Below are 13,011 nucleotides of genomic sequence, written 5' to 3'. Positions count from 1 at the left end.
CGGCCAGCGGCGCCGGCCCGCCGAGCGGAGGGTTTCAGACATGTTGCTGCGAGTTCGGGTCACCCTGCCGGACCGTCCGGGCACGCTCGGTCAGGTGGCGCGCACCATGGGCGTGTCCGGTGCGGACATCGTCCAGGTGGTCGTCCTGGAGCGGCTCGGCGGGCGGGCGGTGGACGACTTCACCGTGGTCTGGCCGGGCGCGGCGCGGGTCGAGCGGCTGCTCGCCGGGCTGGCGGCGATCCCCGGCGTCCGGGTGGACGGGGTGTGGCGGGCGATCGGCGCGCCCACCACCTCCGGGCAGGACGCCGAGTTGCTGGCCCAGGTCGCGGCCAACCCGGTCGACGGGGTGGCGACCCTGGTCGACGCCGTTCCCGGGCTGCTGGCCGCCGACTGGGCGGTCGCCGCGGTGGTGCCGGTGGACTGGGCCGCCCGGACCGGCGCCGCCGGGGAGGCGACCGTCGGGTTCGCGAGTTGGCGCGCGCCCGTACCGCCGCCGCTGCCGGAGGTGACCCCGCTGCGGGCCCGGGCGCTCAGCACGCCCGGCGGCGCGCACTTCGCGGTCGCGCCGTTCGGCCGGGCCGGCCTGGTGCTGGTGGTGGCCCGGGAGTGCGCCGGGGCGCCGGCCGCGGCGGCGTTCCACGTCACGGAGGTGGACCGGCTGGCGCAGCTCGTCCGGGCCGCCGCGGTGATCCTCGGCGACCGGCTCGACCTGGTCGGGGCCCCGCCGGTGGCCGCGAACCCCTGAGCCGGGTCGGCCGGGCGGTGGTCGCTGTGGCGCAGGTCGCGCCGCCGAACCGGAGCCGTCACCCCGGGGCAACCGGCCCGCAACAGCGACCGGCGAGCCTCGTACCGGGGAAGGGAGCGAAACCATGACGCTGTGGCGGATCCGGGCGACCGTGGACGACCGGCCGGGCTACCTGTCGGTGCTGACGGCGAGCCTGGCCTTGCGGGGGGTCAACATCCTCGCCGTGCAGGTGCACACCACCGAGCGGGGTGCCGTCGACGACTTCCTGGTCGACGCACCGGACACGCTCGACGAGGCCGGCCTCGTCGCCGCCGTGCGGCGGGGGCGGGCCCGGGACTGCTGGGTGGCGCGCAGCGAGGCGCGCGGCCTCGCCGACCAGCCGACCCGGGCCCTCGGCCTGGCCACCCGGCTGGTGCGGGACCCGGACGCGACCGGGGAGGCGCTGCGCGCCCTGCTCGGCGCCGACGCGGTGACCTGGCGACCGGCGTCGGCGGGGCCCGGCGGCGGGCTCGCCGACACCACCATGCTGCTGGACGACCCGGCCGGCGGGTCGTACGCGCTGCGCCGCGCCGTGCCGGGCTTCACCCCGGCTGAGTACGCCCGGGCCCAGGCCCTGGTCGAGCTGTCGGCCGCCGTCGCGCGCCGGGCCGCCGAGCAGGTCACCCTGGTGCTGCCCGACGGCGCCGAGGCGGCCGTACGGCCCGCGACCGTAGACGACCTGCTCGGCGTGGTCGAGCTGCACGAGGGCTGCTCGGCGCGCAGCCGGTACCGCCGCTACCTGGGCGGTGCGGCGGTTCCCCCGCCGGCCCGGCTGCGCCGGCTGCTGGAGCCGGCCCGGGGCGTGACCCTGCTCGCCACGGCCGGCGACGCCGGGGCGACGGAGCCGGTGGTGGCGATGGCGAACCTGCTCGCCGAGGGCGACGAGGCCGAGGTGGCGCTGCTGGTGCGCGACGACTGGCAGCGCCGGGGCCTCGGCTCGGCCCTGCTGCGCCGGCTGGTCCGGCACGCCGAGCAGGCCGGCTACGCGGCCCTGGTGCTGCACGTCCACGCGGAGAACGCCCCGATGCTGCGTACCGTGCGGCGGCTCGGTCGGCGCACCCCGACCGAGCGGGACGGCGCGCTGGTCACCCTCACCGTCCCGCTCACCGTGGGCGTGCCCTCGGTCAACGGACGGGGCCCCTGCTGACGCGGCGGACGCGAGGAGGCGTCACGTCGCGGGTGCTCGCGTCCCCTGCACGCAGAATCGGTTGCCCTCCGGGTCGGCGAGCACCACGTACGGCGGCTCGGCCGGGTGCGGGTCGGTCGGGTAGTGCCGCCAGTCGACCGGGCGCGCGCCCAGCGCCACGAGCCGCGCCGCCTCCTCGTCGAGGTCCCGGTCGCCAGCGTCGATGTCCAGGTGGATCCGGGGGAACTCCTCGGCCGGGCTCTCGCTGACGTCCATGGCGATGGCCGTGCCCGGCACACCGGGCGGCGGCTCCAGCACGATCCAGTCATCGCCGGCGTACCGGGGCGGGCGGCGGTGGTAGCCCAGCGCGGCTGACCAGAAGGCCGCCGCCCGCTGCGGGTCGGACTCTCCCAGTGAGAGTTGCGCGATGATCGACATCACTCGACGGTACGTGGCCCTGGTGTCGGCGGGGCCCACTGCGGCGTGCACAGGGGCCCCGCCTCACGTCTCAGGTGGTCGGGTAGCTGCTGTAGTCGGGGAAGTTGCCGTAGAGCCGGCCGTCGCCGCCCTGGGTGACCGCCTGCACCAGCAGGTCGCCGCCGACGAAGGCGCCCTTCCAGGACGCGCCCCGGCCACCGAACGGCTCGTCGCGGTCGCCCCGCGAGCGCGGCTTGTTGATGCCCACCTTGAACGCCTGGAGGTCAACCGCGAGCTTGCCGGCCAGCTCCTCGTCGTCGCAGGCCAGCGAGGCGACCAGCGCGCCGTTCGAGGCGTTCATCGCGGCCAGCAGCTCGTCGGTGGTGTCGACCACGACGATGGTGTCGACCGGGCCGAACGGCTCGGCGTGCATCAGCCGGGACCGGCCGGGCGGGGCCAGCAGCACCGACGGGGCCACGTACGCGGAGGTGTCCTGCCCGTCGAGGAACGGCGCGCCGTGCAGCTTGCCCCGGTGCAGCGGCACGGCGCCGCCGCGTACCGCCTCGTCGACCTTGCGGCGCAGCTCGTCGGCCTTGGCGGCGCTGATGAGCGGGCCGAAGTCCAGCTCGGGCAGCGGGTCACCGGCGGTCCAGTCGTCGCCGACGGCGAGCGGGTGTCCGAACCGGACGGAGCGCACCACCGGCAGGTACATGTCGAGGAACTCGTCGACGAGGTCCCGCTGGACCACGAAGCGCGGGTACGCGGTGCAGCGCTGCTTGCCGTACTCGAAGCCCTTCTTCAGGTGCCCGGCGAGCAGGTCCCACTGGGAGAAGTCCCAGATGCCCCACGCGTTGAGGCCCTCCTGCTCGATGAAGTGCCGCTTGTCCGAGTCGAGCAGCGCGGCGGCGACCTTGCCGCCGTTGGAGCGCCCGCCGACGAACGCGACGGCGCCGATCTCCGGCGCCCGCACCAGCACCTCGGACAGCTCCTCGCCGCCGCCGGAGACCAGGGTGGCGGGCAGCCCGGCCCGGCGCATCAGCGCGTGCGCGACGGTGAGGCAGACCGCCCCGCCCTGCGACGGGGTCTTCGCGATGACCGCGTTGCCGGCGAGCAGCTGCACCAGCTCGGCGTGCACGAGCACGCTCATCGGGTAGTTCCACGACGCGATGTTGCTGACCGGTCCCGGCAGCGGCTCCCGGCCGTCGGCGAGCATCCGGTCGATCTCGTCGACGTACCACCGGACGCCGTCGAGCGCCCGGTCCACGTCGGCGCAGGCCAGCCGCCACGGCTTGCCGATCTCCCAGACCAGCAGCAGGGCGAGCAGGTCGCGGTGGGCGGTGAGCGCGTCCAGGGCGTCGGTGACCCGGGCCTTGCGGTCGGCGAGCGGGGTGTCGGCCCAGACCCGGTGCGCGGCGGCGGCGTGCGCGACCGCGGCGCGGGCGGACTCCGCGTCGAGGCGGGCCAGGTTGACCAGCACGGTGTTGTCCACCGGGGTGCGGACGGGGCTGGGCGAGCCCACGGCGTGCCAGTCGCCGCGTACGAGGTTGTGCAGCGTGGTGACACCGTCGACCGGGGAACCGAACGCCTCGGGCACGGCGGCCACCGCGCGGGCGAGGGTGTCGGACCAGGCGGTGCCGTCGGCGAGTCGTAGAGCCATCGCGATCTCCTCAGGATTGGCCGGGGGAGCGGCGGCGTCGATGGCACCGCTGATGTGGCGTACTGTCGCGCGCCGGAAAGCGGTGCGGCAACAGTACGTTCGTATGCCGGAACGCCCGGCCCGCCGCCCGCCCGGCCGCGACGCGCGTCCTCGCCCACCTGCCCCGGTGATGACCTGCCCGTACGCCGGAATTCGATCCAAGTAGTTCGATGGTGTGACGAATGTCCGGTGTACAGGTAAGGGCTTTCCTGCCAGCGGCCCCGCGCGGGCGCCCCGCTGCCGGCGTCTTCACAAACCGGTGACCGCCGCATTACATTGTCGGTCATCCATGGGAGCGCTCCCGGACCCGTGGCCGTACCCCCACCACCTTCGCCGGCACGCCCCGATCACGATCCCGCGCGCCGTCCCCGGTGCCGCCGGCGACGCCACCGACAGGAGCACCGTCATGCGTCACCCGAGACGTCCGCGCCGGCCGGGCGAGCAGCCCTGGCTGCCCCGCCTGCTGGCCGCCGGCACCGCCCTCGCCGCCGGCCTCGCCCTCGCCGTCACCGCCCCGGTGCCCGCCTCCGCCGCGGCGCCCGCCGGGGGCGCCACGCGGACCGCGCCCGGCCCCGCCACGAAGCCCGCCGCCGCCGGCGCGTTCAACTACGCCGAGGCGTTGCAGAAGTCGCTCTACTTCTACGAGGCGCAGCAGTCCGGCCCGCTGCCGGACTGGAACCGGGTCTCCTGGCGCGGCGACTCCGCGCTCACCGACGGCGCCGACGTCGGGCTCGACCTCACCGGCGGCTGGTACGACGCCGGCGACCACGTCAAGTTCGGCTTCCCGATGGCGTTCAGCGCCACCATGCTCGCCTGGGGCGCCGTCGAGTACCGCGCCGGCTACGTCGCCTCCGGCCAACTGCCCCACCTGCTCAACAACCTGCGCTTCGTCAACGACTACTTCATCCGGGCGCACCCGGCCCCCAACGTCCTCTACGGCCAGGTCGGCAAGGGCGACGACGACCACAAGTGGTGGGGTCCGGCCGAGGTGATGCCGATGGCGCGGCCCGCGTACAAGATCGACGCGAGCTGCGGCGGCGCGGACCTGGCCGGTGAGACGGCGGCGGCGATGGCCGCGTCGTCGATGGTCTTCCGGCCCACCGACGCCGCCTACGCCGACCGGCTGCTCGGGCACGCGAAGCAGCTGCACACCTTCGCCGACACGGTGCGCAAGAGCTACCACGAGTGCATCACCGACGCGACCAGCTTCTACCGATCCTGGAGCGGCTGGCAGGACGAGCTGGTCTGGTCCGCGATCTGGCTGCACCGCGCCACCGGCGACGCCGCCTACCTCGCGAAGGCCGAGAGCGAGTACGACAAGCTCGGCACCGAGAACCAGAGCACCACGCGGTCCTACAAGTGGACCATCGCCTGGGACAACAAGCAGTTCGGGGCGTACGTGCTGCTGGCCAACCTGACCGGCAAGCAGAAGTACGTCGACGACGCCAACCGCTGGCTCGACTACTGGACCGTCGGCGTCAACGGGCAGCGGGTGCCGTACTCGCCCGGCGGGATGGCCGTGCTCGACTCGTGGGGGGCGCTGCGCTACGCCGCGAACACCGCCTTCGCCGCCCTCGTCTACAGCGACAAGACCACCGACGCCACCCGCAAGGCCCGCTACCACGACTTCGCCGTCCGGCAGATCGACTACGCACTCGGCGACAACCCGCGCGCCTCCAGCTACGTCATCGGCTTCGGGGCCAACTCCCCGAAGAACCCGCACCACCGCACCGCGCACGGCTCCTGGTGGGACAGCCAGACGGTGCCCGTCGAGACGCGGCACACCCTCTACGGCGCGCTGGTCGGCGGCCCGTCGGCGGCCAACGACGCGTACACCGACAACCGGTCGGACTACGTGATGAACGAGGTCGCCACCGACTACAACGCCGGCTTCAGCTCCGCGCTGGCCCGGCTCACCCAGGAGTACGGCGGCACCCCGCTCGCCGGCTTCCCCCGCGCCGAGACGCCGGACATCGACGAGCTGACCGTGGAGACCACGGTGATGCAGGCCGAGCCGCGCGCCACCGGCCTCAAGGCCATCGTCTACAACAAGTCCGCGTTCCCGGCCCGCGCCCTGACCGACGGGAGGTTCCGCTACTACTTCCGCCCCGACGGCACCGGCCCGGTCACCGTCACCCCCGGCTACACCCAGGGCTGCCCGTCGCCGTCCAGCGCCAAGCAGTTCTCCGGCGACGTCTGGTACGTCGAGGTGGACTGCACCGGGCACACCATCGCGCCCGCCGGGCAGTCGCAGCACCGGATGGAGGTGCAGTTCAAGATCGGCGTGCCCGAGGGCGGCACCTGGGACCCGACCAACGACCCGTCGTACCAGCCGGCGGCGGGGCCGAACCGGAAGGTCACGCTCCACTCCGGCGCCACCCGCGTCTGGGGCGAGGAGCCCGCGCCGGCCACCCCGGACACCACGGCGCCGACCGTGCCCGGCACCCCCGTCACCTCGGCGGTCACCGCGACCGGGCTGACGCTGACCTGGCCCGCCTCCACCGACGCAGGCGGCAGCGGGCTGGCCGGCTACGAGGTCACCCAGGCGCAGGTGGGCAGCGACGCGCTCGTCCTGCTCAACGCCGCCACCAACTCCCTGGCCGTGACCGGGCTGCTGCCCGAGCGCACGTACCGGTTCACGGTGCGGGCGCGCGACGGCGCCGGCAACCGCTCTGCCGCCTCACCCGTGGCCGAGGTGACCACGCCCGTCGCGCCGGCCCCCGACACCGTCGCGCCGACCCGCCCCGGCACGCCGACCGCCTCGGCGGTCACCGCCACCGGGCTCACGCTGAACTGGGCCGCGTCGACCGACAACGTCGGCGTCACCGGCTACCGCGTCTACCGCGAGGCCGGCGCGACCGACGCGCTGGTCGGCTCGCCCACCGGCACCACGCTGGCGGTGACCGGGCTGACCGCCGCCACCGCGTACCAGTTCTTCGTGGTGGCCGTGGACGCGGCCGGCAACGCCTCGGCGGCGTCCGCGCCGGTCGCGGTCACCACCGCCGACCCGCCCGCGTCCGGCGGCTGCGCCGTGGCCTGGACGACCAGCACCTGGGACAGCGGCTTCACCGCGAACGTCACCGTCACCAACACCGGCACGACCACCATCGACGGCTGGACGCTCGCCTTCGCCTTCCCCAGCGCCGGCCAAAAGGTCGGCCAGGGCTGGTCGGCGACCTGGACCCAGACCGGCACCGCGGTCACCGCCACCAACATCTCCTACAACGGCCGGCTCGCGCCGGGGGCGTCGACGAGCTTCGGCTTCAACGGCACCCACACCGGCTCGAACCCGAAACCCACGGCATTCACCCTCAACGGCACCCCCTGCACGGTCTCCTGACACATAATCCGGTGGCGCGGACGTCACCGTCCGCGCCACCGGAGAATCTTGGACAGTTGCCGTTCCTCGAGGACGGCAACTGTCCAAGATTCACTTTCCGGCTCGCCAGCCGGCGGCCGTCAGGGCGCGGCGGACGGAGGCGGCGACCTCGTCGGGGCGGGCGCGGACCAGCCACGCCGGGAAGCGCAGGATGCGGTCGCCCGAGGTCCAGACGTCGTTCTGGCGCCGCATGTCGGCCGCCCAGTGCCGGACGTCCATGTGGTGCGCCCCGTCGATCTCGACGTGCAACCCCCATTCCCGCCAGTACGCGTCGAGCCACCGCGTCCGCCCGGAGGCGTCGGCGCGTCGCTGCTGGAGGCGGGGCGCGGGCAGGCCGTGGCGGCGGCAGAGTCGGACGAAGTCGATCTCCGAGAGCGCTTCGGCACCGCCGGCGATGTCGGCCACGGTCTGCCGGACCAGCGCCCGCCGAGGGGCCCGGGGCAGGGCGTCCAGCACCGCCGACAACTCCTCCGGCGTGACCCGTCGCTGCTGACAGCCGGCCGCCAGCGCCGCCTGCGCCTGGTCGACCGTGCGGGCCCAGCCGGCCGCGTCCACCAGTGCCCGGGCGGTGGTGGTGCGCGGCGGGCGGGCGAGCTGAAGGTGCTCCGGCGGCAGCTTCGACGCGCGGTGCACGACGACCGCCGGCATGTCGACGGGCAGCCGGCCCAGCACGGTGCGGCCCGCCCGCCGGTGTGCCGGCACGAGCACGTGCAACGGCTCACTCCGCAACCCGCGTACGCCCGCCTCGGCGGCGGCCGTCGGACCGGCCAGTACGGCCCCGGGACCCGCGGCGAGCACCGCCACCCACAACTGCTGGTCCCGAGTGAGCCGGCCGTTGCCCAGCAGCACGACGCCCCGGCAGATCGAGCGCCAGCGCCCGGAGCGCACGCGTCCGCGTACGGTGCCCCCGGTCAGCGACCGGGTCACCTGGGCGGTGGTGACGACGCCGGCCTGTTCGAACGCCAGCCAGTCGAGGGCGTCGGCCTCGTCGGCCGGGAGGTCGGGGCACACCCGTACCACCCTCGCCGCCGGCCCCGACTCCCGCCGCCCCGCGCGGAGATCCCGGGCGGTCTCCGCCTCGCGCGGGCGGTAGCCGTCCGGGAATCGGGGCATATCCTCCTTGTGACACTGCTGACGGTGGGGCACGGGGCGGCGGACCGGGAACGGCTGGGCGAGCTACTGACGGGTGCCGGGGTCGCGCTCGTCGTGGACGTGCGGCGGTTCCCGGCAAGCCGGACCAACCCCGACGTACGCCGGGAGGAACTGGCCCGCTGGCTGCCGGCGGCCGGCGTGGACTACCGCTGGGAGCAGCGCCTCGGCGGCCGACGGCACACCCCGGCCGGGGTCGAGGAGCCGGACGGCTGGTGGACCGTCGCCGCCTTCCGGGCGTACGCGGCGTACACCCGTACCGCCGACTTCCGGGCGGCGCTGGACGCGGTGCTGGCCGACGCGGCGGCCCGGACCACGGCGGTGATGTGCAGCGAGAGCGTCTGGTGGCGCTGCCACCGGCGGCTGATCGCCGACGTCGCCGTGCTGGGGCGCGGTGTGCCGGCGTCCCACCTGATGCCCGACGGCCGGCTCACCCCGCACCGCCCCGCCGACGGCGCCCGCCGGCTGGCCGACGGCGACCTCGTCTGGGACGGGTGACCGGCGGGCGGGGCGTCCCGTGCGCGGTCGCGGCTCAGTCGGCCAGTTCGTCGGCGAGCAGGTCCATCAGCAGCCCGTCGTGCCAGCGCCCGTCCTCGCCGCGTTCGTAGCGGCGCAGCACGCCGACGGGGCGGAAGCCGACCTTCGCGTACGCCCGGACGGCCGCCGTGTTCGCCGCCGCCGGATCGATGGTGAAGCGGTGGTGGCCGTGCTCGTCGATCAGGTGCCGGACCAGGGTGCGGATCGCGTCCCCGCCGAGCCCGGCGCCGCGCACGGCCGGGTCGAGGAAGAGGTCCATGCTGGCGTGCCGGTAGTCGGGGTCGTCCTCGGCGTACCACTGGATCGCGCCGACGACCCGGCCGTCGTGTTCGATCGCGTACACCGACAGGGCCTCGTCGTCGAGGTCGGCCCGGACGGCGGCGGCGAGGTCGTCGCCGCCGCGCCACCAGCGCCGGACCTCCGGGTCGGCCCGGATCGCGGCGAGCGCCGGCACGTCCTCGGCGCCCGCCGGCCGCAGGGTCACCGTCCGGCCGCGCAGCATCGCCCTCAGCCCCGCATCTCGCCGTGCTCGACGCAGACCGCCGCCCAGCCGACCGGCAGCACCTGAACCTTCATCCGGCGGCGGCAGTGCGCGCAGAAGCGCGGCGGCTCCAGCACCCGGGCCGTCGCGCACCCTTCGTGCGAGCCGGCCGCCACGGCCTCGCCGCAGCGGTCGCACCAGGTGGCCGACGCCCCGCCGGCCGCCGTCGCCGCGTCACTCGTCGTCACCGGGGCGCTCACAGCGTCGCGGAGAGCGCCTTGACGGGCATCTTCAGGTCGTCGAGCAGCTCCAGGTCGGCGGTCGCCGGCCGACCCAGGGTGGTCAGGTAGTTGCCGACGATGACCGCGTTGATGCCGCCGAGCAGGCCGTCGCGGGTGCCCAGGTCACCGAGGGTGATCTCCCGGCCGCCCGCGTACCGCAGGATGGTGCGCGGCATGGCCAGCCGGAAGGCGGCGATGGCGCGCAGCGCGTCCTTGCCCTCGACGACCGGCCGGTCGCCCAGCGGGGTGCCGGGGCGGGGGTTGAGGAAGTTCAGCGGGACCTCGTGCGGGTCCAGCTCGGCGAGCTGCGCGGCGAACTCGGCCCGCTGCTCCACCGTCTCGCCGAGGCCGAGGATGCCGCCGCAGCAGACCTCCATGCCGGACTCGCGGACCATCCGCAGGGTCTCCCAGCGCTCCTCCCACGAGTGGGTGGTGACCACGTTGGGGAAGTAGGAGCGGCAGGTCTCCAGGTTGTGGTTGTAGCGGTGCACGCCCATGTCGACCAGCTCGTCGACCTGCTCCTGGCTGAGCATGCCCAGCGACGCGGCCACCTGGATGTCGACCTCGGCCTTGATCGCGGCGACGCCCTCGCGCATCTGCTTCATCAGCCGGGCGTCCGGGCCGCGCACGGCCGCCACGATGCAGAACTCCGTCGCCCCGGTCGCCGCGGTCTGCTTCGCCGCCTCGACCAGCGAGGGGATGTCCAGCCAGACCGACCGGACCGGGGAGGTGAACAGGCCCGACTGCGAGCAGAAGTGGCAGTCCTCCGGGCACCCGCCGGTCTTCAGCGAGACGATCCCCTCGACCTCCACCTCGGGCCCGCACCACCGCATCCGCACCTCGTGGGCGAGCTGGAGGGCGGCGGGCAGCTGCTCGTCGGGCAGGTTCAGCACGGCGAGGGCGCCGGCCTCGTCGAGACCGACGCCGTTCTCCAGCACCTGGGTTCGGGCCTGGTCGAGGATCTCTGGCATGGCTCGTACCCTACAAGGCCAGCTGGCCGGGATGAACGGCCCGCGTGTCGGCACCTGGACGCAGGGGTGGACACGCCGGGCGCTGGCCGGCGGGTGGTAATTTCGCCCGGCGGAAGCGGCCGACGGCGGCCGGCCGGGCGGCGTGGGGGTGACGGTGGCGGACTGGCTGGCGGCGCTCGACCGCCGCGCCGCACTGCGCGCGAAGGCGGGGCTGGCTCGCCGGCTGCGACCGCGGGCCGCCGGCGACGCCGTGGTCGACCTGGCCGGCAACGACTACCTCGGCCTGGCCACCCATCCCGAGGTCACCGCCGCGGCGGCGCGGGCGCTGTCGGCGTACGGGCTGGGGGCCACCGGGTCGCGCCTGGTACGCGGCTCCACCGACGCCCACCACGCGCTCGAGGACGCCCTCGCCGACTGGCTCGGCGCCGAACGGGCACTCGTCTTCTCCTCCGGCTACCTGGCCAACCTCGGGGCGGTCCGGGCGCTGGTGCGACCCCGTACGCTGCTCGTCTCCGACGCCCACAACCACGCGTCCCTGATCGACGGCTGCCGGATCTCCGGCGCGGAGACCGTGGTGACCCCGCACGCCGACGTCGCGGCGGTCGCCGCCGCGCTCGCCGCCGCGCCCGGCCGGCCGGCGGTGGTCGTCACCGAGTCGGTCTTCTCCGTCGACGGCGATCTCGCCCCGCTGGCCAGGTTGCACGCCGTGGCCCGGGAGCACGGCGCGCTGCTGCTGGTCGACGACGCGCACGCCCTCGGGGTGACCGGCCCGGCCGGCGCCGGGGGTGTCGCCGCCGCCAGCCTCGCCGGCCAGCCCGACGTGGTCGTCACCGCCACCCTCTCCAAGGCCCTCGGCGGCGCGGGCGGGGTGGTGGCGGGGCCTGCGGAGTTCGTCCGGCACGTGATCGAGACCGGCCGGACCTTCATCTTCGACACCGCGCTGCCGCCGGCCGTGGCCGCCGGTGTGCACGCCGCCGTCGGGCTGGCCCGCGCCGGCGACGACCTGCGCGCGGAACTGGCCGAGCGGGCCGCCCGGGTCGTGCGCCGGCTGGGCGCCGCCGGGCTGGCGGTCTCCGCCCCCGACGGCGCGGTCGTCTCGGTCACCGCCCCCGGTCCCGAGGCGGCGAGCGCCTGGGCGGCCGACTGCCGCGACCGGGGAGTCGCCGTCGGCTGCTTCCGGCCCCCGTCCACGCCGGACGGCCGGTCCCGCCTGCGGCTGACCATCGGCGCCGGCACCCCCCGGGCGGACTTCGAGCGGGCCTTGGAGACCATCGTGGAGTGTGCCCCGTGAGCGCGAGGAGTGAGCCGGGTTTGCGAGCCCCGCAGTCGCGAACTGAGGTGGCGCCCGTGAGCGCGAGGAGTGAGCCGGGTTTGCGAGCCCCGCAGTCGCGAACGAGGGTCGTCCCGTGAGCCGGGGGCACGACATGACGGGGCCGTGGCGTGGGCCGGTGCTGGTCACCGGCACCGACACCGACGTCGGCAAGACGGTGGTCACGGCGGCGATCGCGGCGGCAGCGCAGGCGGCCGGCCTGCGGGTCGCGGTGGTCAAACCCGCCCAGACGGGTACGGCCGGCGGCGAGCCGGGCGACGTCGACGCGGTCAACCGGCTGGCCGCCCCGCTGACCGGCCGGACCCTGGCAAGCTTCCCCGACCCGCTCGCCCCGCTGGCGGCGGCCCGGGTCGCCGAGCTGGAGCCGTTGGCGCTGCACACCGCCGTCGACGCGGTCCGCGAGGAGGCCGACAAGCACGACCTGGTGCTCGTCGAGGGCGCGGGCGGCCTGCTCGTACCGATGGGGCTGCGGCCGGAGGGCAAGCCCTGGACGGTGGCGGACCTGGCGGTGGAACTGGGCTGCCCGGCCGTCGTGGTGACCCGGGCCGGCCTGGGCACCCTGAACCACACCGCGCTGACGCTGGAGGCGCTGGAGCGCCGGGCGGTGCCGGCCGGCGTGGTGGTCGGCGCCTGGCCGGCCGCGCCGGAGCTGGTGCACTGGGCCAACCTGACCGACCTGGTGCCGAAGCTGCTGGGCGCCCTGCCGGCCGGCACCGGGGCGATGGATCCGGGGGTCTTCCGCCGGTCCGCGCCCGGCTGGCTCACCCCGACGCTGTACGGGGTACTCGACGACTGGCGCGCGTGGGCCGAGGAGATCAGCTGAGAACCTGACTTTCGTCGGTGTCGGCGCAGGTCGGGCG

At 75.3% G+C, this 13,011-nt stretch carries 12 protein-coding genes; 6 read left to right on the top strand and 6 right to left on the bottom strand.

Annotated elements, in window-relative coordinates:
* Positions 1–40 precede the first annotated feature (40 nt).
* Both DER29_RS02825 and DER29_RS02820 read left to right on the top strand, forming a co-directional pair.
* Positions 41–745: an amino acid-binding protein gene (locus tag DER29_RS02825; protein ID WP_121395884.1), complete on the top strand. Its 705-nt coding sequence runs from the start codon at positions 41–43 to the stop codon at positions 743–745.
* Between the two features lie 124 nt (positions 746–869).
* Positions 870–1,931: a GNAT family N-acetyltransferase gene (locus DER29_RS02820; RefSeq protein WP_121395883.1), complete on the top strand. Its 1,062-nt coding sequence runs from the start codon at positions 870–872 to the stop codon at positions 1,929–1,931.
* Between the two features lie 21 nt (positions 1,932–1,952).
* On the opposite strand, the gene DER29_RS02815 is transcribed toward DER29_RS02820, so the two are convergent.
* Both DER29_RS02815 and DER29_RS02810 read right to left on the bottom strand, forming a co-directional pair.
* Positions 1,953–2,348, bottom strand: a complete 396-nt coding sequence (locus DER29_RS02815; RefSeq protein ID WP_121395882.1) for a VOC family protein — start codon at positions 2,346–2,348, stop codon at positions 1,953–1,955.
* Positions 2,349–2,418: 70 nt separating this feature from the next.
* Positions 2,419–3,984 carry an aldehyde dehydrogenase family protein gene (locus DER29_RS02810; protein ID WP_121395881.1) on the bottom strand — a complete coding sequence of 522 codons (1,566 nt, stop codon included), beginning with the start codon at positions 3,982–3,984 and terminating at the stop codon, positions 2,419–2,421.
* Between the two features lie 445 nt (positions 3,985–4,429).
* Between DER29_RS02810 and DER29_RS02805 the strand changes: the two genes are divergently transcribed.
* Positions 4,430–7,363, top strand: a complete 2,934-nt coding sequence (locus DER29_RS02805; RefSeq protein ID WP_121398959.1) for a glycoside hydrolase family 9 protein — start codon at positions 4,430–4,432, stop codon at positions 7,361–7,363.
* 90 nt (positions 7,364–7,453) lie between these two features.
* Here DER29_RS02805 and DER29_RS02800 read toward each other — a convergent pair whose 3' ends face one another.
* Entirely contained in the window at positions 7,454–8,515 is a 1,062-nt protein-coding gene (locus DER29_RS02800) for an endonuclease domain-containing protein (protein WP_233599620.1), read from the bottom strand.
* Between the two features lie 9 nt (positions 8,516–8,524).
* Here DER29_RS02800 and DER29_RS02795 point away from each other — a divergent pair, with 9 nt between their 5' ends.
* On the top strand, positions 8,525–9,049 hold the full coding sequence (locus tag DER29_RS02795; RefSeq protein WP_121395880.1) for a DUF488 family protein: 525 nt from the start codon (positions 8,525–8,527) through the stop codon (positions 9,047–9,049).
* 34 nt (positions 9,050–9,083) lie between these two features.
* Here the strand turns inward: DER29_RS02795 and DER29_RS02790 are convergent, their stop codons facing one another.
* Genes DER29_RS02790 through bioB form a run of 3 tightly spaced genes read right to left on the bottom strand, consistent with a single transcriptional unit; the run spans position 9,084 to position 10,821 of the window.
* Positions 9,084–9,590, bottom strand: coding sequence for a GNAT family N-acetyltransferase (locus DER29_RS02790; protein WP_121395879.1), 507 nt, complete (start codon positions 9,588–9,590; stop codon positions 9,084–9,086).
* Between the two features lie 5 nt (positions 9,591–9,595).
* Positions 9,596–9,829: a hypothetical protein gene (locus DER29_RS02785; RefSeq protein ID WP_370040024.1), complete on the bottom strand. Its 234-nt coding sequence runs from the start codon at positions 9,827–9,829 to the stop codon at positions 9,596–9,598.
* Positions 9,826–10,821: a biotin synthase BioB gene (gene bioB, locus DER29_RS02780; RefSeq protein WP_121395878.1), complete on the bottom strand. Its 996-nt coding sequence runs from the start codon at positions 10,819–10,821 to the stop codon at positions 9,826–9,828. The genes DER29_RS02785 and bioB overlap by 4 nt, the downstream gene beginning before the upstream one ends.
* 154 nt (positions 10,822–10,975) lie before the next feature.
* On the opposite strand from bioB, the gene DER29_RS02775 reads away from it, so the two are divergent.
* The gene (locus DER29_RS02775; protein WP_121398954.1) at positions 10,976–12,112 is read left to right on the top strand and encodes an 8-amino-7-oxononanoate synthase; all 1,137 of its coding nucleotides are present in this window, start codon (positions 10,976–10,978) and stop codon (positions 12,110–12,112) included.
* 133 nt (positions 12,113–12,245) lie between these two features.
* A complete protein-coding gene (bioD, locus tag DER29_RS02770) occupies positions 12,246–12,974 on the top strand; it encodes a dethiobiotin synthase (RefSeq protein WP_121395877.1) in 729 nt (242 codons plus the stop codon).
* The last annotated feature ends 37 nt before the right edge of the window (positions 12,975–13,011 follow it).

Source organism: Micromonospora sp. M71_S20, assembly GCF_003664255.1.
In the GTDB taxonomy this organism is placed as follows: Bacteria; Actinomycetota; Actinomycetes; order Mycobacteriales; family Micromonosporaceae; genus Micromonospora.
The sequence above is the reverse complement of the archived record's forward strand: the minus strand, read 5'-3'. Positions and strand labels throughout refer to the sequence as shown.

Excerpts from the sequence above, each read along its gene's own strand:
- DER29_RS02825 (WP_121395884.1), top strand. The coding sequence starts at position 41 with ATGTTGCTGCGAGTTCGGGTCACCCTGCCGGACCGTCCGGGCACGCTC.
- DER29_RS02820 (WP_121395883.1), top strand. The coding sequence starts at position 870 with ATGACGCTGTGGCGGATCCGGGCGACCGTGGACGACCGGCCGGGCTAC.
- DER29_RS02815 (WP_121395882.1), bottom strand. The coding sequence starts at position 2,348 with ATGTCGATCATCGCGCAACTCTCACTGGGAGAGTCCGACCCGCAGCGG.
- DER29_RS02810 (WP_121395881.1), bottom strand. The coding sequence starts at position 3,984 with ATGGCTCTACGACTCGCCGACGGCACCGCCTGGTCCGACACCCTCGCC.
- DER29_RS02805 (WP_121398959.1), top strand. The coding sequence starts at position 4,430 with ATGCGTCACCCGAGACGTCCGCGCCGGCCGGGCGAGCAGCCCTGGCTG.
- DER29_RS02800 (WP_233599620.1), bottom strand. The coding sequence starts at position 8,515 with ATGCCCCGATTCCCGGACGGCTACCGCCCGCGCGAGGCGGAGACCGCC.
- DER29_RS02790 (WP_121395879.1), bottom strand. The coding sequence starts at position 9,590 with ATGCTGCGCGGCCGGACGGTGACCCTGCGGCCGGCGGGCGCCGAGGAC.
- bioB (WP_121395878.1), bottom strand. The coding sequence starts at position 10,821 with ATGCCAGAGATCCTCGACCAGGCCCGAACCCAGGTGCTGGAGAACGGC.
- bioD (WP_121395877.1), top strand. The coding sequence starts at position 12,246 with ATGACGGGGCCGTGGCGTGGGCCGGTGCTGGTCACCGGCACCGACACC.